Genomic DNA, 26,676 nt, shown 5'->3' with positions numbered 1-26,676 from the left:
CGCCGGTCAAGCGTGCCGGTGCCTGCCGTGGCGGCTCGCCCCGGCCGCGGGGTGGTCGGCCGCGGCGATCAGTGCGGCCAGCGCGGTGGTCACCGGCACCGAGGCGACGAGCCCGATGCTGCCCACCAGCGTGCGCGCGATCTCCTCGGCCACCAACTCGCTGGTGGCCACCGCGAACACGTCCCGGTGCGCGATCGAGAACAGCAGGAGCAGCGGCAGCGCCGCGCCCGCGTAGGCGAGCACCAGGGTGTTGACGGTGGACGCGATGTGGTCGCGGCCGATCCGCATCCCGGTCCGGTAGAGCTTGCGCGCGCCCATGCCCGGGTCGGCCGCGTGCAGCTCCCAGATCGCGGAGGTCTGGGTGACCGTCACGTCGAAGAGCACGCCGAGCGAGCCGATGACGAACCCGGCCAGCAGCAGGCCGCGGATCTGGATGCCCGGATACAGGTCGTGGACCAGCCCGGTCTCCTCGGAGGTGTTGCCGGTCAGGTGCGCCCAGCCCGCGAAGACCAGGCTCAGCACGCCGATCAGGACCAGCGAGACGAGCGTGCCGAGCACCGCCACCGAGGTGCGGGCGGAGAGGCCGTGGCACAGGTAGAGCGCGATCAGCATGATCGCGCTGGCCCCGACGATGGCCACCAGCAGCGGGTCCGAGCCGCGCAGGATGGCGGGCAGGATGAACAGCGACAGCACCGCGAAGCTGATCGCGAGCGCGACCAGCGCGGCCAGCCCGCGCCAGCGCCCGACGGCGACCACGGCCACCGCGAAGACGCCCGCGAGCACCCCCATCGGCAGGTTCCGGTCGACGTCGACCACGCTGTACTGCAGGTCCGGCGGGGCGTCCGGCGCGTACGTCAGGACGACCTGCTCGCCCACGCCGTAGTGCCGCGGCTCGCTCGGGTGGACGACGATCGTGAACGCGCGGCCCTTGTCCGGCCCCGTGGTCACCTCGACGGTGTCCTGCTGGCAGGTCCCCTGGTCGGCGGGGTTGACGGCGCTGCACGGCAGCTCCTGGACCTTGGTGACCCGGCCGTGCTGGATCTGCTGGTCGAACCCGACGCCGGTGCGCGGGTGCGCGGGCACCCCGCCCGGCCAGAGCACCGCCAGGCCGACCACGACGGCCACCGCGAACGGGATCAGCACGGCCGCGATGACCTTGCGCAGATGGGCGGAGACGGGCGCCGCCGGCCCGTGCGCGTGTACGTGCGCCGCGGGCTCGGGACCCCCGTGCCGGTCGCCGTCCCCGTGCTTCCCTTCGTCCACCTCACGCCTCCTCAGCGGTCGCACGGCTGCCCACGCGCACCGCAGCCCCCCGAAATCATCGGCGCCGGACCGGCCGGACCGCCGCAGTGACCAACCCGTGGGCGTGCCGGATCCACCGGGCGAAGGGGGAGTGCGGTACACCCGACGGGCGGGGGATTACCCTACCGGCGACCGGCCCGCTGGCCGGATGGGATCAAGTGACGGTCCGGCGAAGAATTCTGACCATGTCGAAGACGAAGCCGAAGACGAAGACCACGCCGAATACCGAGCCGAATACCGAGCCGAACATCAACCGCACCGCCGCGGCCGCCACCGCCGCCGCGCTCGCCCTCACCGTCCTCACCGCCCTGCCCGCCGCCGCAGCGAGCCGGGAAGGCGACCACCTCACGTGGACGGCCTGCGAGGGCAAGACCGACCCCCGCCAGCAGTGCGCCACGCTCACCGTCCCGCTCGACTACGCCGACCCGCACGGCGAACAGATCACCCTCGCCATCTCCCGGATCCCCGCCGCCCGGCCCGGCCTGCGCCACGGTGTCCTGCTGACCATCCCCGGTGGCCCCGGCGGCTCCGGCCTGGACGTCCCCACCAGCGCGGCAAAGCGCCTCCCGCAGTCCGTCCTCGACCGCTACGACCTGGTCGGCTTCGACCCGCGCGGCGTCGGCCGCTCCACCCCGGTCAGCTGTGGCCTGGACACGCCCGACCTCGCGATGGTCAAGCTGCGCCCCTGGCCCGCCGCAGACGGCTCGATCGACGAGAACCTCGCCACCGCCCGCCGGGTCGCCGAGACCTGCGCCCGCAACGGCGGCCCGGTGCTGCGCAGCATCTCCACCCGCAACGAGGCCCGCGACATCGACCGGATCCGCCAGGACCTCGGCGAGCGCCGCCTCTCCGCCTGGGGCACCTCGTACGGCACCTATGCGGGCGCCGTCTACGCCACGATGTTCCCCGGGCACACCGACCGGATCGTGCTCGACAGCAACGACGACCCGGACCCGTCGAGGGTCGAGCGCGGCTGGCTCGCCAACTTCGGCCAGGGCGCCGAGGACCGCTTCCCGGACTTCGCCAAGTGGGCCGCGGATCCCCGTAATCCGGACCGCGTCGCGGACACCCCCGAGGAGGTCCGCCCGCTCTTCCTCGACCTCGCCGCCCGCCTGGACCGCACGCCCCTGCCCTGGCCCGGGGCGAACCCGGCCGAGCTGAACGGCAACGTGCTGCGCGAGACCATGCTGGAAAGCCTCTACGCGGACGCGAAGTTCCCCGACCTCGCCCGCCTGATGCTGGCCGGCCTCGGCCGCCGCCCGCTGCCCACACCGGTCGCGCCGCCCGAGCAGGCCGTCCAGAACACGATCGCCGTCTCCGTCGGCACCCTCTGCAACGACGTCACCTGGCCCACCGACCCGGCCGCCTACACCAAGGACGTCGCGGCCGACCGCGCCGCCCGCCCGCTCACCGCCGGCATGCCGGTCAACGTGATGCCCTGCGCGTTCTGGCCGTTCGCCCCGGCCGAGCCCCCGGTCCGGGTCACCGACCGGGGCCCGGCGAACATCCTCCTCGCCCAGAACCTCCGCGACCCCGCCACCCCCTACCGGGGCGCCCTCAACCTCCGCCGCGCCTTCGGCGACCGCGCCCGCACGGTGACGGTCGACTCCGGCGGCCACGACGTCTACGTCGCCAACGGAAACCCGTGCGGTGACGCCGTGGTGACGGACTTCCTGGTCACCGGCCGCCGCCCGGCCGACGACATCTCCTGCCCGGCCGGCTGACCCAGAACGGACCGGCGCCGGCTGACCCGCACGACCGGCGGCGGGGCCAACCGGCCGTAAACGAACGGCCCTTGACCCCGCCCCGATCACCCGTCCGATCGGCGGGAATGAGTCGAACTTGTCGCGGATTTGTGACAAAGCTCGGCCAACACCCGTCCCCTGTGGGCTTTTCGCGGACGTAGTGTTCCAGCTATGTCACCGAAGAACCGCATACCTGCCCCTGGCCCGGGGGACACCTGGGAGCCGCGCCCGCGGCGCCGTGAGACCCCGCTCGGGCTGGTGGGCCATACGGTCAAGTTCCTCGGCTGCAGCGCGCTCGGGGGCGTTCTGCTCGCGGGGATCGTCCTGCCCGCGGCCGGCGCGGTCGGGCTCGGGGCGAAGAACGGCGCCGAGAGCTTCGAGAGCATACCCGACGACTTCAAGGCCCCGCCGCTCACCCAGGCGACGCAGATCTTCGACGCCAAGGGCGGCCTGATCGCCAAGGTCTACGAGCGCGACCGCACCGTCCTCACCGCCGACCAGATGTCGCCGCTGATGCGCCGGGCGCAGGTGGACATCGAGGACGCCCGCTTCTACGAGCACGGCGCCGTCGATCTCAAGGGCGTCCTGCGGGCGATCACCAAGAACGCGGAGAGCGGCGCCACCGTCCAGGGCGCGTCCACCCTGACGCAGCAGTACGTGAAGAACGTCAACGTCGAGAAGGCCGGCGACGACCCGGTGGCCGTGGCGGAGGCGCAGCGCAAGACGCTCGGCCGCAAGATCCAGGAACTCAAGTACGCCATCAAGCTGGAAGAGGACCTGACGAAGGACCAGATCCTCACCAACTACCTCAACATCACCTTCTACGGGCACCAGGCGTACGGCATCCAGGCGGCCTCCCAGCGCTACTTCGGCAAGGACGCCAAGGACCTCACCCTCCCCGAGGGGGCCATGCTCGCCGGGCTGGTGCAGAACCCGTCCCAGTACGACCCGAAGCTGCACCCGGTGGCCGCGCAGAAGCGCCGGGACACCGTCATCGACAAGATGGTGGAGAACAAGCACATCACCCCGGAGCAGGCGAGGGACGCCAAGGCCGCCCCGCTCGGGCTGAACTACCGCGACCCGCAGAACGGCTGCATCACCGCCAGGGCGGGCATGGGCTTCTACTGCGACTACGTGCGCCATGTCGTCAAGCAGGACCCGACGTTCGGCAAGAGCGCCGCCGAACGCAAGAAGCTCTGGGACCAGGGCGGCCTCAACATCTACACCACCCTGGACCCGGAGAAGCAGGCCGCCGCCCAGAAGGCCGTCTCCGAGCTGGTGTTCGTCACCGATCCGGTGTCGGCGGCGATGACGATGGTCGAACCCGGCACCGGCAAGATCCTCGCGATGGCCCAGACCCGCCCGTACGGCCTCGACAAGGAGAAGAACCAGACCGTCGTCAACTACAACGTGGACGCGGCGATGGGCGGCGGCGTCGGCTTCCAGCCCGGCTCCAACTTCAAGCCCATCGTGGCCGCCGCCGGCCTGGAGGCCGGGCTGTCGCCCACCCAGCGGTACGACTCGCCCAACCGCATGGACTGGCCGGCGATGAAGACCTGCGACGGCACCTGGAAGAACCTGAGCAGGGGCAAGAAGGAAGGCACCATCCCGAACGAGAGCCCGAAGGAGGTCGGCCCCTACGAACTCAAGGAGGCGATGGCCCTCTCGGTCAACACCTACTTCGTGCAGATGGAGCAGGAGATCGGCCTCTGCGCGGTCAAGCAGATGGCCGGCAAGCTGGGCGTGACGGGCAAGGCCAGTGGCGATCCGCTCCAGGAGGTGCCCGCGCTGGGCCTCGGCACCCAGGAGGTCAGCCCGCTGGTGATGGCCAACGTGTACGCGAGCTTCGCCGCCCGCGGCTCCTACTGCGCGCCGGTCGCGATCAACCGGATCACCACGGTGGACGGCAAGGACGTGCCGGTGGCCCCCGCCAAATGCGGCCAGGTGATGTCCGAGAGCACCGCCGACGTGATCAACACCGTGCTGCTCGGCGTCACCGAGAAGGGCACCGCCAAGGACCTCGGCCTCGACGACGGCCGCCAGATCGCGGGCAAGACCGGTACCACCGACGAGAAGAAGTCGGCCTGGTTCAGCGGCTACACGGGCAACCTGGCCGCCTCGGTGTGGCTGGGCAGCCCGGGCACCAAGGTGCCGATGAAGAACATCCGGATCGGTGGCCACTACCAGCAGGAGGTCTTCGGTGCGACCGGCCCCGGGCCGATCTGGCAGCAGGCGATGAGCGACGCGGTGAAGACCATGCCGGAGCAGGAGTTCCCGACCGTCTACATCCCGGACCCGCCCAAGCGCGACCCCGGCAACCCGAGCGGCAGCCCGTCCGGCTCCGCCAGCGGCACCGCGCAGCCCGGTAACAGCCCGCAGCCCGGCCGCCCCACCACCGGCCCCGGCCGGCCGCACGACACCACGCCGCCCGACCAGTCCGACGGAGGCTGATCCGGCGGGCACGCCGTGGCCCCGCATGAGTACCCGTACTCATGCGGGGCCACGGCGTTCCGTCGCACGATGACGCCATGCCGCACAGCTTCCTCGGCGTCCCCGCCGTGTTCTGGCCTTCCGTCGGGTATCTGGCCGTCTACGGCGTGCTCGCCCTCGCCGCCGCCCGCGAACTGCGGGCCGGCACCAGCGCGGCCAACGCCGTGCGGCAGTGGACGGCGGTGATCTGGACGATGCCGGGCTTCCTCCTCGCCCTGGCCGTCAACCCGTTCCGCGACGGCACCCCGGCCCGGTTCCTCTCCGCCACCGCCCTCGGCGCGGCCGGCAACGCGGCACTCCTCGCGCTGATCGGCCACGCGGCGGGCTCGGGCTGATCGGCCACGCCGCGGGTCTGGGCCGAGCGCCGCGCTACCGCGCCTCCAGCGGCTCGCCCGTGTCCGGGTCGACGGTGAACACCCGCTGGTACGCGTCCGTCACGATGGTGATCCGGTCCCGCCCCGTCCAACTCGCCCGCACCAGCCGCCCGTCGTCCGGCCCGCCGCCGACGTCGGCGAGCGTCCAGCGCCGTGCGGACCAGCCGGTGCCGGTCTCCAGCAGCACCTGCCAGTGCTCACCCGGCTCCGGCCCGGCCTCGTACAAGCGGTGCACGACGACCAGCGCGCGCTCCGGCCGGGCCGGGGCGGTCTCGCGGCTGCGCGTCTCCGCCGCCGAGACCTTGTGCACGGCGAGCACGCCGAGCAGGAACACCACCCCGGCCGTGACCGTGACCGCCCGGGTGGCGGTCCGGACGGCCGTGCGGCGGTCGGCGAGCCAGGCGGCGGCGATCATCGCGGCCAGCGCCGCGCCGAGCAGCAGCTCCGGCCGGTTGAGCAGGTCGGCGACCAGCATCCGCCCGCCGGAGCGGCTCTCCCACTGGCCCTCGGTGTACAGCAGCACGGCGGCCAGCCCCGCGCCCCCGAGCACCCGCACCAGCACGCGCCGCGTACGCAGCGGCATGTTCTCTCGTGGCATCCCCCGTCGTCCCCCCGGTCGAAGGTGTCAGAGCTCGGCGAGGAGCTTCCGGCCCTCCGGCCAGTCGCCCAGCCCCGAGGCGGAGTTGATGTGCCCGTACGCGCCGGGCTCGACGTACCGGGCGCCCCAGGACTCGGCGAAGTGCCGGGCCCGCTCGGGGGTCACCCACGGGTCGTCGGTGCTGGCGACGACCAGGGTCGGGAACGGGAACGCCGTGAGCGCCACCGGCCGGAAGCCGACCAGCGCCGGGACGTCGGCGGTGTCGATGTCGGCGGGCGCGACGAGCAGCGCGCCCCGGACGGCGGCGGTCCGGTCGGCGCTCGTGCCGGCCACCCAGCGGGCCGCCGTGATGCAGCCGAGGCTGTGCGCGACCAGCACCACCGGCCCCTCGGCGGCGGCCTCGGCCACCGCGGCGTCGACCCGGGCCACCCAGTCCCCGGGCTCCGGGTGGTCCCAGTCGGCCTGCTGCACCCGCCGGAAGGTCTCCGGTTCGGCCTCCTCCCACCGGGTCTGCCAGTGCTCGGGCCCCGAGTTCTCGTAGCCGGCCAGGACGAGGTAGGTGGTGCGGTCCGCCATGGGACTCCTTCGGGTGGTGATCAGCGTCGGGCAGCAGGAGTCTAGGACGGCGGTGACCCGGCGCGCACGGCCCGTCAGAGGCGCACGCGTACGCTCACGCGCTGCGATTCACCCGGTGCGCCCTGTTGCGAACGGCGCGCCGGGTGCGGGAAGTTGGACCGGGCCCGCGGCCGGACGCCACCGCCGACGAGCGGATGGCGCCACCGACCCGGGCTCGCGCCAGGTCTGACGCTCGATCATGTGGAGGGATGTCGGCGATGACATCGAAGATCCTGCTCGTCACCGGGGACGCCGCCGAGTCGCTGGAGGTGTTCTACCCCTACCAGCGGCTGCGCGAGGAGGGCTACCAGGTCGACATCGCGGCGCCGACGAAGAAGCGCCTCCAGTTCGTCGTGCACGACTTCGTCGACGGCTACGACACCTACACCGAGAAGCCCGGCTACACCTGGCCCGCCGACCTCGCCTTCGCGGACGTCGACCCGGCGGACTACGTCGCGCTGGTGATCCCCGGCGGCCGGGCCCCCGAGTACCTGCGCAACGACCCGGACGTGCAGCGGATCGTGCAGCACTTCTTCGCGGGCGACAAGCCGGTCGCGCAGATCTGCCACGGCCCGCTGATCAGCGCCGCCGCGGGCGTGCTGGCCGGCCGCCGCAGCTCCGCCTACCCGGCGCTGGCGCCGGACGTGAAGGCGGCGGGCGCCGAGTTCGTCGACGGCGAGGCGGTCGTGGACGGCGTGGTGGTCTCGGCCCGCGCCTGGCCCGACCACCCGGCGTGGCTGCGGGCGTTCATCGAGGTGCTGCGCACCAAGGCTCCGCTGTCCTGAACCGTCCTGCCCTGATCCGCCTGCCCTGCCCTGCCGGCCCCGCCGCGAGCTGTCCGAGGACGAGCGGGCCGGGATCAAGGCCAACGGCGCGGGCTACCAGCTCCTCGCCGACGCGCACCGCGACATCGAGCCCGTCCGCTAACCGCCGACCACAGCCGCCGATCGGGCCTCGCCGGCCGGCACCGGCCCGGGCGCTCCGCCCGCGGGCCGGCGCCGGTCGCCGGCGAGAGGCAAAGGGGTGACTCCGGGGTGACGCCCGTGCGGACACGCGGCGGGGTGAATTCGTTCGTCCGGCATCCTAATCGGCCCGGATGACGCGCCCGTGAGCCGATCATGGCGGGCCGGTGACATCGGGTGACGTCAAGGCCGCGTCCTGGGGGCTCGCCAGCGGGCCGTCCGCGCGCGAGACTGGGGGCATGTGCCGCAACATCAAGACGCTGCGACCGCCCGTGACCTTCGACGCCGACGAGGACGACTTCCGCGCCGCCGCGCTGCAGTACGTCCGGAAGGTGTCCGGGTTCCGCGCCCCGGCCGCGCACAACCGCGAGGCCTTCGACCGGGCCGTGGACGCCGTCGCCGAGGCGACCGCCCGGCTGCTCGCCGAACTGGAGGTCCGCGGTGCACACGCCAGTGCCGCCGAGGCCGCGGCGTAGGCCGGCGTCCGCCGGGCCGGGCCGCAGCCAGGGACCAGGAGGTCGGTGATGAACTCGCCCACCCGTTACGCACTCACCTTCCCCGGTACCCCCGGCACCCAGGCCCCGCAGGACGTCGTCGTGGTCGCCCGCACCAGCGCGACGGGCCCCGGCGGCCACCCCGTGTACGAGGACGCCAGCGGCATCGTCAGAGCCGAGATCAGCGACGCCGGCGAGGTCCGGATGCTCGCCAGCGGCGGCCACCAGACCCCGCACCTGCCGGTGCACGCCCAGCCGCTGCCCTGAAAAGGCCTTCCCTGAGCCCGCCGATTCACCGAGAATTCGGCGCATGACCACAGCACGCTGGCAGGACACAGTCATCGCCGAGAGCGATGACACCGTCGTCGTCGAAGGCAACCACTACTTCCCGGCCGATTCGGTGCGAGGCGAGTACCTGCGCCCGTCCGACACCACCACCGTCTGCGGCTGGAAGGGCACCGCCGCCTACTACACACTGCACGTCGACGGGCAGACCAACCCCGACGCGGCCTGGTACTACGCCGACCCGAAGCCCGAGGCCGAGCACGTGCGCGGCCGCGTGGCGTTCTGGCGCGGGGTCGAGGTCGCCGACTAGCGGAGGTCCGGGCCGGGTACCGGACCCACATGGCAATATTCCGCAAACCAGGACATTCCGTCCGCTTCGGGCCCGCCCCCGAGCGCCGCGCCGGCCGGCGCGTAGCCCGCGATCTCGCCGATCCGGTCGAAGGGGCCGAGCGCCCGGTCCGCGAGCGGCAGGCCGCCGACGACCGCGCCGAACGCAGTCGCGGCCGGGTTCTGGTGGCGCACGTGGCGCGGCTGATCGGCACCGGCGGCCGGGCCGCCGCCAAGGGTGCCGTATTCGGCGGCCGGGCGCTCACCGAACAGCTGGTTCAGGCCGCGCCGCGGATTCCGGTCCGCAGCCTCGCCACCCTGCGCGCCCAGCACCCCGGCGCCGCCGACCCGGAGCAGCTGGCCGACCTGCTGGTCGCCGGCGCGGCCCGGGCGTCGAGCGCGCTCGGCGCGGGCGTGGGCGCCGCGGCGATGCTGCCGGTGCCGCCCGCGATGCCGGTGGAGATCGCCGCCGAGACGCTCGCGGTGGCGGCCGTGGAGCTCAAACTGATCGCCGAACTGCACGAGGTCTACGGCGTCCCGGCCACCGGGAGCATCACCCAGCGGGCCACCGCCTACCTCGGCGCCTGGGCCGACCGCCGGGGCATCGACGCCGCCCTGCTGGTCCGCCCGGCCGGCTTCGCGACGCTGGCGCTCGGGGCGGAGGTGCGCCGGCGGGTCCGCCGCCGGCTCACCCGCAGCTCGCTGCGCCGTCTGCCGTCGGTCACCCCGCTGCTGGTCGGCGCGGGCATCGGTGCCACCGTCAACCGCCGCGACACCCGCCGGCTGGCCGGCGAGGTCCGCGAGGACCTGCGCCGGCGCCGCCCGGCGGACCCCGGCTACTGGGGAGCGGCGGGGGCCTGACTACGTCCCTGCGGAGGGGGCGGAGGCGCCGCGGCCGGTCTTGACGCCGTTCACCATCGCCTGGTGGATCGCCCGCGCGGTGGTCTCGTCCGCCGCCGGGACGGGGCTGCCGGCCACCGTGTACCAGTCCAGCGCGCCGGTGTACTGGACGGTCAGCCGGGCCTCGCCGTCCACCCAGGTGGTGTGCACGGTGAGGTCGCCGGAGATGGGGCCGACCTCGGCGGTGGTGACGCCGCCCGGCCCGCTGATGATCGACTGCGTGGTCCAGGTCGCCCACGACGTGCGCGGGTCCGCGGGCGGTTGTGCCTGCCGTCCGCCCTGATTCTGCTCGGTCATGCGCCTATCCTCCCCCGCCGGTCCGCCGCCCGTCCGGCAGCGACACCCGCGGTAGCCGGAGGCCGCCCGGGCGCCCGGGCGGCCTCGTCCGTCAGACGGTCAGCTGTTCGGTCCGGGCTCGTCCAGTATGGGCTCGCCCTCCGCCCGGGACTCGTCCTGCGCGTGCAGGTTCTGCATCGAGGTGATGCCCTCCTCGGGGTCCGCGGCGCGGACGTCCTCGTCGATCTCGGTGCTCACTTCGGACCGTGCGCTCATGTCGGTCATCGCGGGCTCCGTCTCCTCGGCCGGTCCGGGCGCCCCGCGCCGGGGCGCGGCAGGCCGGGTTTGTCGTTCGCCCTTCCAGCCTGCCTCCGCCCCGGCGCCGGGGCCAGCCGGGTTGTCGGCGCGCCCGCCGGACGTCACCGGGGCCCGCCGGACGTCACCAGGCGACGGGCAGCGACTTCAGTCCGTAGACGACGCTGTCCGGGCGGAACACCAGCTCGCTGTGCGGCACCGCCAGCCGCAGTCCGGGCAGCCGGTGGAACAGGGTGCCGAGTGCGATCTGCAGCTCGGCGCGGGCCAGCGGCTGGCCGAGGCACTGGTGCACGCCGAAGCCGAAGGCCAGGTGGCGCCGGGCGTCCCGGTCGAGGTCGACGTCGTCGGCGGGCAGCCGGTCCTCGCCGCCGAACATCAGCTCGTCCCGGTTGGCGGTGGAGAGCATCGCGAAGACGCCCTCCCCGGCCCTGATCAGGGTGCCGTCCAGCTCGACGTCCTCCACCGCGACCCGGGGCAGGCCGGTGTGGACGATGGTGGTGTGGCGCAGCAGTTCCTCGACCGCGCCGGGCAGCGCGGCCGGGTCGGCGAGCTTCGCCTTCTGCTCGGGCCGGTCGAGCAGCAGGACGGTGGAGAGCCCGATCATGTTGGCGGTGGTCTCGTGCCCGGCCACCAGCAGCAGGATGCCGGTGGCGGCGATCTCGCGCAGGGTGAGGTCGTCGCGGGCGGCGAGCCGGCTCAGGATGTCCTCGGCCGGGTGCTCCTTCTTGTGGGCGGCGAGCCCGCCGAGGTAGTCCAGCAGCTCGTCATTGGCCCGGGAGATCTCGCCGACCCCGGCGAAGGTGTTGAGCAGCGTCCGGCTGAGGCTCTGGAACATCTCCCGGTCCTCGTACGGCACGCCGAGCAGCAGGCAGATCACCAGCGAGGGGACGGGCAGCGCGAAGGAGCCGACCAGGTCGGCCTCGGTGGCGCCGTCGGTCATCCGGTCGAGCGTCTCGTCGACGATCTCCTGGATCCCGGGGCGCATCGCCTCGACCCGCTTGACCAGGAAATCCCCGGTGACCATGCGGCGCAGCCGGGCGTGCTCCGGGTCGTCGAGCCGGATGAAGCTCGGGTTCTCGGCGAAGAGCTCGCGCCGTTCGGGGGTGAAGAGCGGGAAGGCGGGGTGGCGGGCGTCGGCGCTGAACCGGCGGTCGGACAGGACGGTGCGCACCTCGGGGTAGCCGGTCACCAGCCAGCAGGGCGAGCCGTCGGGCAGCTCGGCGCGGGAGACGGACGAGGTTCGGGCGGCCTCGGTGTAGGCGGGCGGCGGGCTGAACGGGCAGCGGTTGTCGTGCGGGGCGGGCAGCGGGACGGCGGTAGCGGCGGGCGTGGGGGGCGTGGTCGTCAAGGTGGGACTCCTTAGCGGCGCGGTGGGGGTCTCCTGGGTGGGGTCGGATTCGTCGGCGGCGCTGGGCTAACTGCCGGTGCCGGCCTGCGCGTCGGCGGTCCCGTCGGCCGGGGAGACGCCCTCGGTGACGGTGATCGCGCCGCACGGGCAGAGCTCGCCGGCGAGTCTGATATCGGCGAACTGGCCTGGCCGGAACACAGTCTGACGGAGCATCACTCGACCGTCCTGCTCGTCCTGGTCGAAGATCTCCGGAGCGTTCAAAGCACACAGGCCGGAGCTGCAACAGCGGTCCCGGTCGACGCTCACCTGCATGGGCGACACCTCTCATCAGTCTGGCGCCGGGTCCTCCGGGCGGCCACCTCTCGTTGTCATTGCCAACCTAACCGCCGTCTCGGCGCATACGGAGGGTGCGGTGGCGTGTTTGCGCAGATTGGCCGATTCGCTTCCGGGCGGAACGACCTTTGGCAGCAGGAGGTTTGGATTGACGTCAGTTTGTCAAGGGGGTGTCGCGGCGGGCGCGGCTCACAGGCCCTCGGCGGCGGCGATCTCCCGGACCGCGGCCACGGTGTCCGCCTCGGCCGCGCTCTTGTCCGGCCGGTAGCGCACCACCCGGGCGAACCGCAGGGCCAGCCCGGCCGGGTAGCGGGGACTGCGCTGGACGCCGTCGAAGGCGATTTCCACGACGAGTTCCGGCCGTACCCGCACGGTCCAGGCGTCCCGGTCGGTCTCGCGGGCGAGGAGTTCGGCGGTCTGCCAGGCGAGCGTCTCGTCGGTGAGGCCCTTGAAGGTCTTGCCGAGCATCACCCACGGGCCGAGCCCGGGCTCGCCCGCCGCCCGGGCGCCCAGGTGCAGGTTGCTGAGGTGACCGCGGCGCCGGCCGGTGCCCCACTCGGCGGCGAGCACCACCAGGTCCAGGGTGTGCCGGGGCTTCACCTTGATCCAGCCCGCGCCGCGCCGACCGGCCGCGTACCCGGCCGCGGGGTCCTTGACCAGTACGCCCTCGTGGCCGAGCGCCAGCGTCTCGCGGAAGAACTCCAGCGCCTCCTCGCGGTCCCCGGTCTCGGTGCGGGCCACCCGCAGACCGGGCGGCACCGCCTCGGCCAGCGCCGCCCAGCGCTCCCGGCCGGGGCGGTCCACCAGGTCGTCGCCGTCCCGGTGCAGCAGGTCGAAGAAGTAGACGCTGAGCGGGACTTCGGCGCGCAGCCGCTCGGTGTCCCGCCGGGAGGCGGCGCGCGCCGCGGTCTCCTGGAAGGGACGCGGCCGCCCGTCGGGCCCGAACGCGATCGCCTCGCCGTCCAGCACCGCCGAACGCACCGGCAGCGCGAGCGCGGCCTCGACCACCTCGGGGACTCGCGCGGTGATGTCGTCCAGGCTGCGGGTGAACACCGCGACCTCGCTGCCGTCCCGGTGCACCTGGACGCGGATGCCGTCCAGCTTCCACTCGAGCGCGGCCGGGCCGGTGCGCTCCAGCGCCGTGGCCACGTCCGGCGCGGGGGCGGCCAGCATCGGCCGGACGGCGCGGCCCACCTCCAGCCGGAACGCGGCCAGCGCCGGCACCCCGCCGGTGAGCGCCGCCTCGGCCACCGCGCGGGCCGAACCGCGGAACATCAGCGCCCGGCGCACCGCCGTGGCCGGCACCCCGGCCGCCTGCGCGACGGCGTCGCCGACCACCGCGTCCAGTGCGCCCTGGCGCAGCTCGCCGATCAGCACGGCCCGCAGGAAGGCCTGCTCGACGTCGGTGGCACGGGCGAACAGTGCGGTCAGCAGCCGCCGCCGCTCGGCCTGCGACCCGGCGCCGTGCACCTCGGCGATCCGCTCCAGCTCCCGCTCCGTCTCCCGGACGCCGAGCGGGGGACCGGCGGGCCGGCCGGAGCTCTGGCCCGAGGGCTGGTCGGCGGGCGACGGTAGGTCGCGCAGGCTCGCGTACCCGATGCCGGTGCGCAGCCGCTGCGACTCGCCCGACAGCAGGGCCACCGCCGACGGCGCCTCGGCGGGGCCCAGCTCGCGCAGGAGGTCGGCGAGCAGCGCGATCTTGGCCTTGCGGCCGGACTCGGCCGCGACGGCACGGGAGGCCAGAGCCAGCTGCCGCAACGTCATGGGGGCGCTCCTCGGGGGACGCGGGCCGGGAGGTTCAGGATCGCACGGGGGACGGACAGGGCCGCGATGGAGTACGCGAGCCGGGGTCTTGGCCGCCGTGGAGATCGGCGTCGAATCGACCGGCCGTCATGCTGGCGCCACGGCGCGGCCCGGTGCCCCGGGCCGCCGGACGGAGGGAGACCGAGTTGACCACCACGACCCGCTGGAGCGTCGGCGCGCCGGAGCGTTCCGAGTACCCGGCCTGGCGTGAACTCTTTCGCGGCTACTGCGCGTTCTACCGGGTGCCGATGCCGGAGGAGAAGGTCGCGCTGGTCTGGTCCTGGCTCACCGACCCGGACCACGAGCTGGAGGGCCTGCTGGTCCGCGACGCCGACGGCACGCCGGTCGGCCTGGCGCACTTCCGCCCGTTCGTCCGCCCGCTGCACGGCGCGGTCGCCGGATTCCTGGACGACCTGTTCGTGGCGCCGGACGCGCGCGGCGGCGGCGCGGTGGACGCGCTGCTCGCCAGGCTGCGGGCGATCGCCGCCGAGCGCGGCTGGAACACCGTCCGCTGGATCACCGCGGACGACAACCACCGGGCGCGCAGCAAGTACGACCAGGTCGCCGTCCGGACGATGTTCGTCACCTACGACATGGCCCCGGACGCCTCGTGAGGTGAGCCGGTGACCGGCTTGCCGGACATTCGTTCGGACTTTCTGTTATCGGCGCCGCGCCGGGCGGTCTCCCAGGTGTCGGCACCCGACCGCCGACCCGACAGAAAGCGTGGCCAGGTGAACAGCGAAGACAGGACGACCATCCTCCCGGTGACCGGAGCGGCCGACCGCGCCGGCGGGCGAGCGGCCCGCCGCGCCGCCGAGCGGCACGGCGAACGCCGCGGTGGGCGCGGTCGTCGGGGCCGAAGGCGCGGCGTGTTCGGGCCGGTGTCGGCGGTGGTCGCCGCCGTGGCCGGGACGGGATTGGTCGCCGCCCTCGCGGGCGCCGGCTACGCGGCCTACGGCGGAAAGCAGACCGACCGGGACGCCGGGCAGACGGTGGCCCTGGACGCGCTGATGGCCGCCGAGGCCGGGACGCACGACGGCATCCAGATACCCGGGGCCGGCGGCGCCGACCCGACCGCCGTCCGCGCCGCCCCGGCGGGGACCGTCAACCTGGCCGCGACCGACCCGGCGACCCCGACGCCCACCGCCACCGCCACGCCCACTCCGACCGCCACCGCTTCCGCGACCGTCACCGCCACCGCCAAGCCGACCCCGACCGCCACGGCCACCGCCAAGCCGACCCCGACGGCCGCCCAGCACACCGGCGGCTCCACCACCGCGCCCACCATCACCTCCGCACCCACCCCGGTGGGCGGCGGCGCGGCCCCCTCGGACGCGCAGCAGGTCGTCGACCTGGTCAACGCCGAACGGGCCAAGGCCGGCTGCGCCCCGGTCACCGCCGAACCCCGGCTGGCCGGCGCCGCCCAGTCCCACAGCGACGACATGGCCGACCGCAACTACTTCGACCACGCCAGCCCCGAGGGCTACCACGCCGACCACCGGATCGAGGCCACCGGCTACCGCTGGAGCACCTGGGGCGAGAACATCGCCCGCGGCCAGAAGGACCCGGCCGCGGTCATGGACGCCTGGATGAACAGCCCCGGCCACCGCGCCAACATCCTGAACTGCGCCTTCAAGCAGCTCGGCGTCGGCGTCCGGACCGGCTCCGGCGGCCCCTGGTGGACCCAGGTCTTCGCCGCCCCGGCCTGAGCCGGATCTGAGGTTCGTGCAAGGGCCCGAGGACCCGTTTTCCGATTCCGCGCAAATTGCTGTTATCTGATCACTCTCCAAAGGTCTCCGAGGAGGCAGCGGCGGACGGAACACGGCAAGACGGAGTGCGGACCATGAACGCTGACGTGCAGAACGCTGACGTGATGAACGCTGACGCGCAGATCAGGACCGGGACGACCCTGGTCCGGGCGGCCCAGGCGGGCGACCGGCAGGCCCAGGAGGCGCTGGTCGCCGCCTGGCTGCCGCTCGTCTACAACGTGGCCGGGCGCGCGCTGGGCGGCCATGCCGACGTCGACGACGTCGCCCAGGAGACCATGATCCGCGCCCTCGACGGCCTCGACGGGCTGCGCGACCCGGAGTCGTTCCGCTCCTGGCTGGTCGCGATCACCATGAACCAGGTCCGCCGCCGGTGCACCGCCGGCCAGCAGCAGCCCACCGTCGGCGGCCTCGACGAGACCTGGGAACTCGCCGACCCCAGGGCCGACTTCACCGACCTGACCATCCTCCGCCTCGGCCTCTCCGGCCAGCGCCGCGAGGTCGCGGAGGCCACCCGCTGGCTCGACCCGGACGACCGCGAACTGCTCGCCCTCTGGTGGCTGGAGGCCAGCGGCGACCTCACCCGCGCCGAACTCGCCGAGGCGCTCGACCTGAGCCCGCAGCACACCGCCGTCCGGGTCCAGCGGATGAAGAAGCAGCTGGAGTCCGGCCGCGTGGTCGTCCGCGCCCTCGGCGCCTACCCGCGCTGCCCGGAGCTGGCCGAACTCACCGCCGGCTTCGACGGCACCCCGAACTCGGTCTGGCGCAAGCGCATCGCCCGGCACATCCGCGGCTGCGCCAACTGCGACGGGCTCGGCCGCGACCTCTTCCCGGCCGAGGGGCTGCTCGCCGGGCTGGCGCTGGTGCCGATCCCGCTGAGCTCGCCCGCGCTGCTCCACTTCAAGGCCACCGCGGCCGCCGTCACCCCGGGCGGCGCCGGGGCCGCGGGTTCGGCCGGGGCCGGGTCGCACGGCGGCTGGGCCGGGTTCGCCGCGAGGAAGGCCGTGCTCCTGAGCGGCGCGGCCGCGGTGGTGGCCGTCACCACCCTGGCCCTCGTCTGGCCGCACCCCACCGAACCGTCGGTGGAGGCCGCGCCCGAGCCGACCACCCCGGCCGCCGCCCCCGACACCCCGACGGCCACCGCGATCGCACTGCCGCCCGCGCCCGTCCCGGTCACCGCCACGCCCACTCCGACGGAGACACCCACGGAGACCCCCGCCGAGACGCCGACGCCCACCCCGTCACCCACCGCCACCCGGCCGACCGCCCCGCCCAGCGCAGAACGCCAGCTCGTCGACCTCGTCAACTCCGAACGCGCCAAGGCCGGTTGCACCCCGCTGCGGATCGACCCGCGGCTGCACTCCGCCGCCCAGAAGCACGCCGACGACATGGTGGCCCGCGGCTTCTTCGACCACGTCAACCCCGACGGCGTCCGCCCTGACGCCCGGATCACCGCCGCCGGCTACCGCTGGTCCCAGTGGGGCGAGAACCTCGACCGCGGCACGAGCAACCCCGCCACCGTCGTCTCGCACTGGATGGACGGCGGCATCCACCAGTCCAACCTGCTGGACTGCGGCTTCAAGGACGTCGGCGTCGGCGTAGCGACAGGCCCGGCCGGCACTTACTGGACCCAGGACCTCGGCGCCCCGATGTCCTGACGCCCCGATGTCCTGACGCCCCGATGTCCTGACGCCTGCCGCGTACTACGCCGGCGTGACCCCGACCAGCCCGTCCGCCACCCCGGTCACGTACCCGGTCGGCTGCCCGACCACCCCGCCCGCGTCCCCGACCTGCCCCGGCGCCAGGTCGGTCGTGGACCCGAGCGGCCCGGGCAGCCCCTCCTGCCCGCCGACGGCACTGGCGTGCGCACTGGGCGCGGTGAGGGAGGCCACGACGCCCACGGCGAGCGAGGCAACGGCGAGCATGCTGCGCTTCTTCATGCCCACCCCAACGACCCACCCCCGTCCGGGTTACGGCCCCACCGTTGCGTCGACGGACGGCGAGCGCCCTGCGGCGTTCCGGTGGCGGTGGGCTTATCCGGTGGCGATGGGCTTAGGAGCGCGGTGGGATGGGGAGGGGTCGGGGAATGAATCCGGCAAATCGGGTGATCCGCCGTGCCCGGCCGGGTTCACCGACCACGAAGGATCCCGACCCGAAGGGCACCCGATGCACGCAGCCGAGCTCACGCCAGCCGTCCTCGCCGAGCTGCGCCGCCCCCGGCGCTACCCGGCCGTCTCCGTCCTGCTGCCCACCCACCGCAGCGAGCCCGACAACACCCAGGACCCGGTACGCCTGCGCAACCTCGTCGCCGAGGCGAAGAACCGGCTGCACGCCGACGAGGCGGTCAGCCGAGCCGACCGGCTGGCCGTGGTAGAGCAGCTGGACCGCGCGCTCACCGAGGTCGACCTCGTGCACGCCGAGGACGGACTGGTGATCTTCGCCGCCCCCGGGGAGCACCAGGTGTGGTCGCTGCCGCGCCCGGTGCCCGCCCGGGTCGTCGTCGCCGACACCTTCCTGACCCGCAATCTGGTCTCCGCCTACACCGCCGGCGCGCCCTACTGGGTGCTCACCGTCGCCGCCGACCGGGTCGCGCTGTTCAGCGGCACCGGGACGCGTCTGGTGGAGCACACCGCGGGTGGCTTCCCGCTCGACCAGGTCGGCCCGGACTGGGACGTCGAGCGCCAGGAGCGGATCGGGAACGTGCCCAGCACCTTCACCGACGAGGAGACCCGCCGCTTCCTGCGTTCGGCCGACACCGCCCTCGCCACCGTCCTGGAGACCGACACTCGCCCGCTCTACGTGCTCGGCGAGGCGGCGGCGATTTCCCTGCTCGACGACGTCGGCACGGCGGCCAAGCGCGCCGCCGACCGGGTCGCGCGCGGCGGCCTCGGCCACGCCTCCGCCGCCGCGGTGGCCGAGGCCGTCCGGGCGACCGTGGCCGAGCAGGACCGCAGGTCCGTCACCGAACTCCAGGAGCGCCTCGACCAGGCCCAGGGCGTCAAGGGACTGGCGGCCGGCATCGACGAGGTCTGGCAGACCGTCGCCGAGGGCCGGGCCGCCGTGGTCGCGGTGGAGGAGGACTACTGGCAGCCCGTCCGGGTGACGGACAACCACCTCGTCCCGGCCGAGCCGGGCGAACCGGACGTCCGCGAGGACATGGTCGACGAGATCGTCGAGCGCGCCCTCGACACCGGCGCCCGCGTGCAGTTCGTCCCCTCCGGCGCCCTCGCCGACCGCGCCCACATCGCGGCCGTCCTGCGCTACTGACACCGCCGTGGCGCGGCCTCCGGCCCCGGGGGCCGCGCCACGACCAGTCACGACGGAGACGGCTCAGCCGCGCGGGCCCTCGGCGCTGGGGCTGCTCCGGTCGGCCGCGCGGACGGACTCCAGCACCTGCTGCACCTGCTGCACCGCCACCACGGAAGGCTCCCGCAGGCACGCGCTCAGCTCGATCACCTGCGGCTTCGGGCCCGACGCGATGGTCCGGTAGCCGAGCAGCGCACGGGTGCCGCCGTGCGTGCCGCAGTCCTTGCTGACGGCGGCGGTGGCCGCCGGGCCGTTCTGGCCGGTGTACTTGTCGATCCTGGCCGGGTCGTCGAGCAGCCGGAAGGACACGACGGCGCCGGCGTTGCGCAGTTGCCCGACCGGGAGGCAGGGGATCTGCCCCGAGGGGCACGTGGACGGGTCGGCCAGCGGCTGGTTGGCCAGGGTGCCGATGCCCCGCTGGGGGCCGTCGGCCCCGTCCTCCTGGGTGAACCAGCCCTTCGGCACGTTGACGACCAGCTCCGGGAACAGTCTGAAAGTGATCGACGGCCCCAGCGGCCCGATCGCGTCCGAGGGTTCGGGCCCGGGCGAGGGCAAGGCCGTGTTCGGCACGGGAGTCCGCGCTCCCGTGCCCGCCGCGCCCAGTGCTCCCGGACCGGACGGCGACGGCGCGATCGCCGGGGCGGCGGCCAGGGCGGCGGCGAGCAGCCCGGTGGTGAGGCCGGCGCCCAGCCCGGCGGCCCGCCGTCGGCGGCGGGTACGGGCGGCGCGGGCGCGGATCCGGTCCATGCGGTCGTCGGGGGCGGCCAGGTGCGGGGCGGCCTGCCGGAGCAGGACCCGCAGCTCCTGCTCCTCCTCGGTACCGGAAGTGCGGCCGCCGCCGCCGAGGCCGTCCGGTTCCAGGACGTCAGTTCCCGTCACGGCGTCCCCCGTCCAGCAGCAGCTCCCGGACCGGCAGTTTGCCCCGCAGCGCGTTCAGCGCCCGGTGCGTCTGGCTCTTGACCGTGCCCGTGGTGCAGCGCAGCACCTCCGCCGTCTCCTCGACGCTGAGGTCCTCGAAGAAGCGGAGCACCACCACGGCCCGCTGCCGCGGCGGCAGTGCCCGGACGGCGGTCGCCACCACCTGGCTGAGCACGACGTCCTCGAACGGGTCGCTCCGGTCCACCGGCGGCTCGGGCAGCTCGCCGTGCGGCAGTTCCCCGGTCCAGCGGCGGCGCCACCAGGAGACGTGCGCGTTCACCAGGACCCGCCGGACGTACGCCTCGGGCCGTTCGATCGCGATCCGCTCCCACTTGGGCCAGACCTTGGCGAGCGCGGTCTGCAACAGATCCTCGGCCTGGTGCGGGTCGCCGGTCAGCAGCCAGGCCATGCGCAGCAGCTTCGGGCCGCAGGCGGCGACGAACTCCTCGAAGTCCGGTGTCGCGTCCCTCATCCCGCCGCCTCTGCCATGGTGCTCCCGTCGTTCCCGGCTGCCGTGGCGGCCTGGTCGGCCGCGCGCGTGGTGTCGTCCTCACGGCTGATGAACGCGGTGGTCGGCGGTTCCGGTTGCCTCGGCGACGGGGGCGATTCCCGGAAGGGTTGTCCGGAAGAGCTGTCCGAAGGGCTGGACGGCCCGCGAGCCGGCCGGGACTCGGCCGGGCGGCGGGCGGGCCGTGGGCACCACGATGCTCCCGCTGCCCCGTGCGGCACAGGGCGCGCGCGGGGCGCCCGGACGCACCCCACCGGCGCGCCCCGGCGTACAAGAGCGACGGCCGTCAGAAGGGTGACGGCGGTCAGAGCGTCCCGGAGCCGTGGTCCCCCGGGACGGCCATTCCCCTGGCGGTGGCGGACGGCGGAGTGACCGGCCCGACCTTCCAGTCCGGGTGGCCGGGCATCGGCGGGGTGCTCCGCCCGTACAGCCAGTCGGTGAGGAAGCCGGTCAGGTCCTGCCCGGAGACCTCGGAGGCGGTGCGGAGGTAGTCGGCCGTGGTCGCGTTGCCGTAGCGGTGCTGCCGCAGGAAGGCGTGCTCGATCGCGTCGAAGGTGTCCGCCCCGACCTTCTCGCGCAGCGCGAACAGCACCAGCGCGCCACCGGTGTAGCGCTGGCCGTCGAACAGGGTGGCCGCGGTGGGCGCGGCGACCGGGCCGGCGTCGTGCCGCCACTGGTCGCCCAGGCCGTAGACGTAGCGCATCCGGTCGGCGAGGGTGGTGTAGCCGAAGGCGTCCGGCCAGCCGCGTTCGTAGCGGTACATCAGGCCGTAGAAGTCGGCGTGGCCCTCGTTCAGCCACAGGTCCGCCCAGGTGGCGGGGGAGACGCTGTCGCCGAACCAGGAGTGGACCAGCTCGTGCATCATGTGCGAGCCGATCGCCGGCTCCGGCCGGCGCAGGAAGCCCGGCTTGTAGAGCGTCAGGGTCTGGGTCTCCAGGCCGGTGAAGCCGAACGCGTCGGGGTCGTCGGTGTCGGCCGGCAGGATCCCGTACGCCTCGAACGGGAACGGGCCGAGGTGCTGCTCGGCCCAGGCCAGTTGGTCGGCGGTGAGCGCGAGCGCCGGTTCGAGGTCGGCGGCGCGCGCGCGAGGCACGACGTCGCGGAGCGGTAAGCCGTGTGGGCCGCTGCGCTCGCGGACGGTGTAGTCGCCGACCGAGACCTGCACCAGCTCGGTGGCCATCGGTGCGCGGGACGTGTAGCGCCGGGCGGTGCGGCCGTCGCCGAGCGGCTCGGTGGCCGTCAGCTCCCCGCCGGCGACGCCCAGCAGGCCGTCCGGCGCGGTGACGCTGATGGTGAAGCGGGCCTTGTCGCTCGGGTGGTCGTTGCACGGGAAGACGGTGTGCGCGCTGTCCGGCTGCCCGGCGACGGCGAAGCCGTTCGGGGTGGGCACCCAGCCGGTGTGCGGGAGCCTGGCGCGCGGGTCCGCCGCGTACGCGACCGTCACCTGCGCGATGGCGCCGCGGCGCAGCGGCCGGTCCGGGGTGAGGGTCAGCTTCTCGTCGTGCGTGGTGAACGCGGCGGGGCGGCCGTTCACCCGGACGGCGTGCACGTCCAGGCCGAGCGCGTCCAGGTCCAGGCTCGCCAGGGTGCGGGAGGTGCGGGCGGTGATCACCGCGGTCGCGTCCACGGTGCGGCTGTCGGGCCGGTACGTGAACGAGAGGTCGTAGGCGAGGGCGTCGTAGCCGGCGTTGCCGAGCGACGGGAACACCGGATCGCCCAGGCCGCCGACGGCGGTGGCCGCGGGGACGCCGGCGGAGAGCAGTGCGGCGCTGAGCGCGAGCGCGACGGCGAGACCGACACGGGTCCGGGGCAGGGCGATCACCGGCTTCTCGGGTCTTCGGGCGGACGGCGGGGTGATGTTCCGGGCACGGATCGTAGCGGACGGCGGTGGCGGCCCGGGAGGAGTTTCCGCGACACGACGGCATCCCCCGGACGGACCACAGCGGTAGCCGGGCGGTCGCCCGCCGTCATACGGTCGAAGAGCTTCGTCCCCTGACGGATGAGGCCACGGCCGTCGGAGAACCTGGCCAGGTCCGGCGGCCGTCCCTTGTGCCCGCGTGCACCCCGTAGGCTGGCGGCCCGCCCCTACCGGATGCCAGGAGCCCGCCGTGACCAGCCCCGCCCCGCGCTTCCTGGTGATCGGCGAGTGCGTCGCCGACGTCGTCCGCGTCGACGGCGCCCCCGACCGGGTGCACCCCGGCGGCAGTCCCGCGAACGTCGCGTACGGGCTGGCCCGGCTCGGGCGGTCGGCGATGCTGCTCACCCAGCTCGGGGACGACGCCCACGGGCGGTTGATCCGGGGCCACCTGGAGGCGGCGGGGGTGACGGTGCGGGCGGACGCGGTGGAGCGCACGCCGTCGGCCGTCGTCGAGCTGGACGGGGACGGGCGGGCGCAGTACGCCTTCGACATCGGGTGGACGCTGGCGTCTGCCGAACTTCCTTTCGTGCCGGGCCACTTGCACCTCGGCTCGATCGCCGCCATGACCGCGCCGGGCGCGGCGGCGGTGCTGGAGCTGGTGGAGCAATGGCGGGGGCGGGCGGGCGTCAGCTACGACCCGAACGTGCGCCCCGCCTTGATGGGCGAGCGGGCGGAGGCGGTCCGCCGGGTCGAGCGCTGCGTGGCGCTGAGCGAGGTCGTCAAGGCCAGCGACGAGGACCTGGCCTGGCTCTACCCCGGCGAGGGCCCGGAGTCCGTGGCCCGGCACTGGCTCGCCCTGGGCCCGGCCGTCGTCGCCGTCACCCGGGGCGCGGCGGGTGCGTTCGCGCTCACGGCGGACGGTACCCGCGAGGAGGTCGCCGCCGTTCCGGTACCGGTCGCGGACACCGTGGGCGCCGGGGACTCCTTCATGGCCGCCTTCCTGCACACCCGAGCCGCCGGCGCCCCACTGTCCACGTGCCTCATGCACGCCGTGACCGCCGCCGCCCTCACCGTCTCCCGCCCCGGCGCCAACCCGCCCTCGGCGGCCGAGCTGGCCACGGCACTGGCCAGGTAGGACCTCGGCGATCAGGGCGGCAGGGGGTCAACTTCCGTTCTGCGAGCCGGTGGTGAGGTCCTTGCCGTACCAGATCTCGGCGTAGAAACGGGTGCTGTAGGCGGGGATCTCGTGGTAGCCGTGCCGGGCGTAGAGGGCACGGGCTTCGACGAGGTCGAGGCGGGTGTCGAGGATGATGCGGGTGGCACCGAGGGAGCGGGCGGCGGTGTCGACGGCGGCGAGCAGGCGGGCACCGCCGCCGGTGCCGCGGACGGTGGGGCGGACGAAGACGCGGGTGAGCTCGACGGTGGTGGCGTCGAGGCAACGCAGACCGGCGCAGGACTGGGCGGCGCCGTCGTAGCGGCCGATCAGGAAGACGCCGTCGGGCTCGGCGAGGTCGTCGCTGGGGGAGCCGGCCAGGCCGGACTCCAGTTCCTCGGGGGTGCCGTCCCGGTCGAAGTGCAGGCGGTAGTAGCGGTTGGCCACGTCGTAGTAGTAGTCGCGCAGCAGCGCGAGCGCCTCGTCGGTGGTCACGTCGGCCGGGGTGACGGCCCACAGGTCGGAGGCGTGCGCGGTGCTGATCGTCATGCGCGCATGGTCGCGGGGCGGCGGGTCCGGTGGCAACGGGTTTTTGGCGGCCGGCCGGGCGGCGGCCCGGGCAAAGCTTGGGCAAGGCCCCCGGCGGGTCGTTCTGCCGAGTGGGTGACGGGGGGATTGGCGGGGGTGCACGGCAGGGGAGCAGTGCGTCTATGACCAGACCATCAGTTCGTAGCATTAATGGGAGTTTGAGGGCGGGTCAGCGGGGCCGGACGGGCGTGCGGACCGGCCTGCTGGCCACCGTCTGCCTCTCCGCCGTCGTCGCCGGCTGCGCCGGTCCGGCCGGCCCCGGAGGACCGAAGTCCGCACCCGCACCGCCCGCCGCCGAGCCTGCGGCGGCCCGCCAGGCGGCCGCGCCGGCGCTGCTGCCCGGGCTGGCCCGCCAGGAGGAGGAGACCGGCAGCGAGGCCGTCGCCCGCCAGGAGGCCGCCGTCCGGACCGCCCTGGAGGCCGCGCACCGCTGGGGCCTGGCGCAGCCGCCGCTCAAGGCGCCGCCGCGCCCGGCGACCAGGCCCGAGCTGAGGTCGGTCACGGGCGTGAAGCTCAAGGACGGCCGCCCGCCGGTGGTGTACCGGGTGCCCACCGACGACAAAGTGGTCTTCCTGACCGTCGACGACGGCGCCGAGAAGGACCCCGAGTTCAACCGGATGGCGGCGGAGCTCGGGATCCCGCTCAGCGCCTTCGTCTCCGACTACCTCGCCCGCGAGAACTACGGCTACTTCCGCGATCTGCACGCCCAGGGCGTGGAGATCAACAACCACACCATCAACCACCGCAACCTGAAGATCCTCGACTACGACACCCAGCGCGGCGAGATCTGCCGCCAGCAGGACCAGCTGGAGAAGCAGATCGGGGTCCGCCCCCGGCTGTTCCGCCCGCCGTACGGCGAGTACAACGACGACACGCTGCGCGCCGCCGGGTCCTGCGGGGTCAAGGCGGTGCCGATGTGGAACGAGGAGGCCTTCCCGGACCACATGGAGTGGCGCTACGACGACCAGAAGCTGCACCCGGGCGACATCATCCTCACCCACTTCCGGGGCACCGACATCTGGAAGGCCTCGATGCCGGACCTGCTCAGCAAGGTCCTGAACGACGTCACCGCGCAGGGTTTCGCGCTGGCCCGCCTGGACGACTACCTGTAGCGGCCGGGAGGCTCAGCCGAGCGAGAGGGCGTCGAGGTACACCCAGGCGCCCTCGTGCCGGACGAACCGGCTGTGCTCGGTGAGCACCCCCTCCTCGCCTCCCTCGGTCCAGTACGCGCGGAACGCGACCGCGCCCTCGGCGTGGAAGGCGCCGCCCTCGGTGGTGGCGCCCACCTCCAGGCGGGTCCAGCGCAGCGCCGGGTCGAAGTCGACCGAGTCGGGCCGGGTGTCCGGGTGCCAGGTGCGCAGCAGGTACGCCTCGTCCTGCGCGACGAAGGCGCTGAACCGGGAGCGCATCAGCGCCTCGGCGGTGGTGGCCGCCGCCGTACCGCGGTGCAGCCGGCCGCAGCAGTCGCCGTAGGCGGCGGGCAGGCCGCACGGGCAGGGGGAGGAAGGCAGCAGCCGGGGCGCGGAGGCGGCGGCGCGGGGCGCGGGACGACGTCGGGACATGCCGTCCATTGTCGCCCCTCGGCCCGGCCGCCCCGACCGGCGGGTGGGGAGGGCCGCGCCGGTTGTGCGTTCTCCGTGTGCTACGCGTTGCGCTTGAACGCGTAGTTGAACTCGCCGGTGCCGAAGTGCCGGTAGAGGCGCAGCCAGAACGGCATCATCATCTCGGTCGCCCGGGCGCCCGTGATGTCCCCGAGGTCGATGATCCACTCCGCCGGCCAGCCGAACTCGCCCAGCAGCGCGATCGTCTCGGCCTTGGCAGCCTCGTCGTTCCCGGCGATGAACAGGTTGTGCTCACCGGACAGCTTCCCGGGATCGACCATCACGGCGGCGTTCATCGTGTTGAGCGCCTTCACCACGCGGGCCTCGGGGAACTCGCGCTGGATGCGCTCGCCGACGCTGTCGGTGTTCACCGGGTCGAGGGTCAGCTCGCCCTCAGACGAGAACACCAGCGGGTTGGCCACGTCGATCAGCAGCTTGCCGGCCAGCCGCTCGGCCCCGGCCGCCCGCAGCGCGGCCACCGAGACCGTCCCGCCGGTGGCGTTGAGCACCACATCGCCGAACGCCGCCGCGTCGGCGAAGGTGCCGCTGTGCCCGTTGGGGCCCGCCTGCTCGGCCCAGGCCAGCGCCCTCTCGTTGTCCTTGGTCCGCGAGCCCAGCGTCACCTCGTGGCCGAGCGACACGAGCTTGTCCGCCAGCGTCTGGCCGACCGTCCCGGTGCCGATGATTCCGATTCGCACAGCTACTCCGCATTTCTCGTGAAACGCGCCCCTCGTGGAGCGTACCGGCGACGACGATAGTTGACTTTGCGTCAGCTCAGAAGGGCCGCGCGACCTAGGCCGCTGGACGGACG

At 74.0% G+C, this 26,676-nt stretch carries 29 protein-coding genes; 14 read left to right on the top strand and 15 right to left on the bottom strand.

Translation table 11 applies throughout. The features are described 5' to 3' along the window. Nucleotides 1-6 precede the first annotated feature (6 nt). The gene (locus tag KV557_RS26115; protein ID WP_218203926.1) at nucleotides 7-1,263 is read right to left on the bottom strand and encodes a YibE/F family protein; all 1,257 of its coding nucleotides are present in this window, start codon (nucleotides 1,261-1,263) and stop codon (nucleotides 7-9) included. Nucleotides 1,264-1,487: 224 nt separating this feature from the next. Here KV557_RS26115 and KV557_RS26110 point away from each other — a divergent pair, with 224 nt between their 5' ends. The 3 genes from KV557_RS26110 (at nucleotide 1,488) to KV557_RS26100 (ending at nucleotide 5,872) form a co-directional block, all read left to right on the top strand. Continuing rightward, nucleotides 1,488-3,026, top strand: a complete 1,539-nt coding sequence (locus KV557_RS26110) for an alpha/beta hydrolase (RefSeq protein ID WP_218203925.1) — start codon at nucleotides 1,488-1,490, stop codon at nucleotides 3,024-3,026. A 192-nt stretch (nucleotides 3,027-3,218) separates the two neighbouring features. Then, complete coding sequence (locus tag KV557_RS26105; protein ID WP_218203924.1) at nucleotides 3,219-5,498, top strand: transglycosylase domain-containing protein; 2,280 nt, start codon at nucleotides 3,219-3,221, stop codon at nucleotides 5,496-5,498. 77 nt (nucleotides 5,499-5,575) lie between these two features. Next, a complete protein-coding gene (locus KV557_RS26100) occupies nucleotides 5,576-5,872 on the top strand; it encodes a hypothetical protein (protein ID WP_218203923.1) in 297 nt (98 codons plus the stop codon). 34 nt (nucleotides 5,873-5,906) lie between these two features. Here the strand turns inward: KV557_RS26100 and KV557_RS26095 are convergent, their stop codons facing one another. Further along, entirely contained in the window at nucleotides 5,907-6,494 is a 588-nt protein-coding gene (locus tag KV557_RS26095; protein WP_218203922.1) for a hypothetical protein, read from the bottom strand. 42 nt (nucleotides 6,495-6,536) lie between these two features. After that, nucleotides 6,537-7,085, bottom strand: coding sequence for an RBBP9/YdeN family alpha/beta hydrolase (locus tag KV557_RS26090; protein WP_218203921.1), 549 nt, complete (start codon nucleotides 7,083-7,085; stop codon nucleotides 6,537-6,539). A 257-nt stretch (nucleotides 7,086-7,342) separates the two neighbouring features. Between KV557_RS26090 and KV557_RS26085 the strand changes: the two genes are divergently transcribed. The 5 genes from KV557_RS26085 (at nucleotide 7,343) to KV557_RS26065 (ending at nucleotide 10,053) form a co-directional block, all read left to right on the top strand. Then, nucleotides 7,343-7,909, top strand: a complete 567-nt coding sequence (locus tag KV557_RS26085; RefSeq protein WP_218203920.1) for a DJ-1/PfpI family protein — start codon at nucleotides 7,343-7,345, stop codon at nucleotides 7,907-7,909. A 416-nt stretch (nucleotides 7,910-8,325) separates the two neighbouring features. Next, complete coding sequence (locus KV557_RS26080) at nucleotides 8,326-8,562, top strand: DUF2277 domain-containing protein (RefSeq protein WP_218203919.1); 237 nt, start codon at nucleotides 8,326-8,328, stop codon at nucleotides 8,560-8,562. Nucleotides 8,563-8,610: 48 nt separating this feature from the next. Next, a complete protein-coding gene (locus KV557_RS26075) occupies nucleotides 8,611-8,847 on the top strand; it encodes a DUF6296 family protein (protein WP_218203918.1) in 237 nt (78 codons plus the stop codon). 43 nt (nucleotides 8,848-8,890) lie between these two features. Continuing rightward, entirely contained in the window at nucleotides 8,891-9,175 is a 285-nt protein-coding gene (locus tag KV557_RS26070; protein ID WP_218203917.1) for a DUF427 domain-containing protein, read from the top strand. Nucleotides 9,176-9,204: 29 nt separating this feature from the next. Then, a complete protein-coding gene (locus KV557_RS26065) occupies nucleotides 9,205-10,053 on the top strand; it encodes a hypothetical protein (RefSeq protein WP_256177959.1) in 849 nt (282 codons plus the stop codon). Here KV557_RS26065 and KV557_RS26060 read toward each other — a convergent pair whose 3' ends face one another. The 5 genes from KV557_RS26060 to KV557_RS26040 form a co-directional block, all read right to left on the bottom strand. Next, a complete protein-coding gene (locus KV557_RS26060) occupies nucleotides 10,054-10,389 on the bottom strand; it encodes a hypothetical protein (RefSeq protein WP_218203916.1) in 336 nt (111 codons plus the stop codon). A 99-nt stretch (nucleotides 10,390-10,488) separates the two neighbouring features. Further along, complete coding sequence (locus KV557_RS26055; protein WP_218203915.1) at nucleotides 10,489-10,653, bottom strand: hypothetical protein; 165 nt, start codon at nucleotides 10,651-10,653, stop codon at nucleotides 10,489-10,491. A 154-nt stretch (nucleotides 10,654-10,807) separates the two neighbouring features. After that, nucleotides 10,808-12,031, bottom strand: a complete 1,224-nt coding sequence (locus KV557_RS26050) for a cytochrome P450 (RefSeq protein WP_218203914.1) — start codon at nucleotides 12,029-12,031, stop codon at nucleotides 10,808-10,810. A 66-nt stretch (nucleotides 12,032-12,097) separates the two neighbouring features. Continuing rightward, nucleotides 12,098-12,343 carry a ferredoxin gene (locus tag KV557_RS26045; protein ID WP_218203913.1) on the bottom strand — a complete coding sequence of 82 codons (246 nt, stop codon included), beginning with the start codon at nucleotides 12,341-12,343 and terminating at the stop codon, nucleotides 12,098-12,100. Nucleotides 12,344-12,553: 210 nt separating this feature from the next. Further along, nucleotides 12,554-14,128 (bottom strand): ATP-dependent DNA ligase, encoded by a 1,575-nt coding sequence (locus KV557_RS26040; RefSeq protein WP_218203912.1) that lies wholly within the window; start codon nucleotides 14,126-14,128, stop codon nucleotides 12,554-12,556. Between the two features lie 185 nt (nucleotides 14,129-14,313). Between KV557_RS26040 and KV557_RS26035 the strand changes: the two genes are divergently transcribed. The 3 genes from KV557_RS26035 (at nucleotide 14,314) to KV557_RS26025 (ending at nucleotide 17,591) form a co-directional block, all read left to right on the top strand. Continuing rightward, nucleotides 14,314-14,781: a GNAT family N-acetyltransferase gene (locus tag KV557_RS26035; RefSeq protein WP_256177957.1), complete on the top strand. Its 468-nt coding sequence runs from the start codon at nucleotides 14,314-14,316 to the stop codon at nucleotides 14,779-14,781. Nucleotides 14,782-14,898: 117 nt separating this feature from the next. After that, complete coding sequence (locus KV557_RS44165) at nucleotides 14,899-15,876, top strand: CAP domain-containing protein (protein ID WP_308130073.1); 978 nt, start codon at nucleotides 14,899-14,901, stop codon at nucleotides 15,874-15,876. Between the two features lie 134 nt (nucleotides 15,877-16,010). After that, on the top strand, nucleotides 16,011-17,591 hold the full coding sequence (locus KV557_RS26025) for a sigma-70 family RNA polymerase sigma factor (protein WP_308130072.1): 1,581 nt from the start codon (nucleotides 16,011-16,013) through the stop codon (nucleotides 17,589-17,591). 45 nt (nucleotides 17,592-17,636) lie between these two features. Here KV557_RS26025 and KV557_RS26020 read toward each other — a convergent pair whose 3' ends face one another. Continuing rightward, nucleotides 17,637-17,873: a hypothetical protein gene (locus KV557_RS26020; protein ID WP_218203910.1), complete on the bottom strand. Its 237-nt coding sequence runs from the start codon at nucleotides 17,871-17,873 to the stop codon at nucleotides 17,637-17,639. A gap of 226 nt (nucleotides 17,874-18,099) precedes the next feature. Here KV557_RS26020 and KV557_RS26015 point away from each other — a divergent pair, with 226 nt between their 5' ends. Continuing rightward, on the top strand, nucleotides 18,100-19,200 hold the full coding sequence (locus tag KV557_RS26015) for a baeRF3 domain-containing protein (protein WP_218203909.1): 1,101 nt from the start codon (nucleotides 18,100-18,102) through the stop codon (nucleotides 19,198-19,200). A gap of 63 nt (nucleotides 19,201-19,263) precedes the next feature. Here KV557_RS26015 and KV557_RS26010 read toward each other — a convergent pair whose 3' ends face one another. From KV557_RS26010 to KV557_RS26000, 3 genes are all read right to left on the bottom strand, one after another. Then, nucleotides 19,264-20,118 carry a hypothetical protein gene (locus KV557_RS26010; protein ID WP_218203908.1) on the bottom strand — a complete coding sequence of 285 codons (855 nt, stop codon included), beginning with the start codon at nucleotides 20,116-20,118 and terminating at the stop codon, nucleotides 19,264-19,266. Then, a complete protein-coding gene (locus KV557_RS26005) occupies nucleotides 20,105-20,629 on the bottom strand; it encodes a SigE family RNA polymerase sigma factor (protein ID WP_218203907.1) in 525 nt (174 codons plus the stop codon). Before KV557_RS26005 ends, KV557_RS26010 begins: the two co-directional genes overlap by 14 nt. Nucleotides 20,630-20,969: 340 nt before the next feature. After that, nucleotides 20,970-22,487: a M1 family metallopeptidase gene (locus KV557_RS26000; RefSeq protein WP_218203906.1), complete on the bottom strand. Its 1,518-nt coding sequence runs from the start codon at nucleotides 22,485-22,487 to the stop codon at nucleotides 20,970-20,972. A gap of 286 nt (nucleotides 22,488-22,773) precedes the next feature. On the opposite strand from KV557_RS26000, the gene KV557_RS25995 reads away from it, so the two are divergent. Then, a complete protein-coding gene (locus KV557_RS25995; protein ID WP_218203905.1) occupies nucleotides 22,774-23,658 on the top strand; it encodes a carbohydrate kinase family protein in 885 nt (294 codons plus the stop codon). A 27-nt stretch (nucleotides 23,659-23,685) separates the two neighbouring features. Here KV557_RS25995 and KV557_RS25990 read toward each other — a convergent pair whose 3' ends face one another. Then, a complete protein-coding gene (locus KV557_RS25990) occupies nucleotides 23,686-24,225 on the bottom strand; it encodes a GNAT family N-acetyltransferase (RefSeq protein WP_218203904.1) in 540 nt (179 codons plus the stop codon). 197 nt (nucleotides 24,226-24,422) lie between these two features. Between KV557_RS25990 and KV557_RS25985 the strand changes: the two genes are divergently transcribed. Further along, nucleotides 24,423-25,376: a polysaccharide deacetylase family protein gene (locus tag KV557_RS25985; RefSeq protein WP_256177956.1), complete on the top strand. Its 954-nt coding sequence runs from the start codon at nucleotides 24,423-24,425 to the stop codon at nucleotides 25,374-25,376. Between the two features lie 12 nt (nucleotides 25,377-25,388). Here the strand turns inward: KV557_RS25985 and KV557_RS25980 are convergent, their stop codons facing one another. Together KV557_RS25980 and KV557_RS25975 are read right to left on the bottom strand one after the other, a co-directional pair. After that, nucleotides 25,389-25,826, bottom strand: a complete 438-nt coding sequence (locus KV557_RS25980; protein ID WP_218203902.1) for a YchJ family protein — start codon at nucleotides 25,824-25,826, stop codon at nucleotides 25,389-25,391. A gap of 80 nt (nucleotides 25,827-25,906) precedes the next feature. Then, nucleotides 25,907-26,563, bottom strand: coding sequence for an NADPH-dependent F420 reductase (locus tag KV557_RS25975; protein ID WP_218203901.1), 657 nt, complete (start codon nucleotides 26,561-26,563; stop codon nucleotides 25,907-25,909). Nucleotides 26,564-26,676: the final 113 nt, after the last annotated feature.

Origin of the sequence: Kitasatospora aureofaciens, assembly GCF_019192735.1 — a bacterium.
GTDB classification, from domain to species: domain Bacteria; phylum Actinomycetota; class Actinomycetes; order Streptomycetales; family Streptomycetaceae; genus Kitasatospora; species Kitasatospora aureofaciens_A.
The sequence above is the reverse complement of the archived record's forward strand: the minus strand, read 5'-3'. Positions and strand labels throughout refer to the sequence as shown.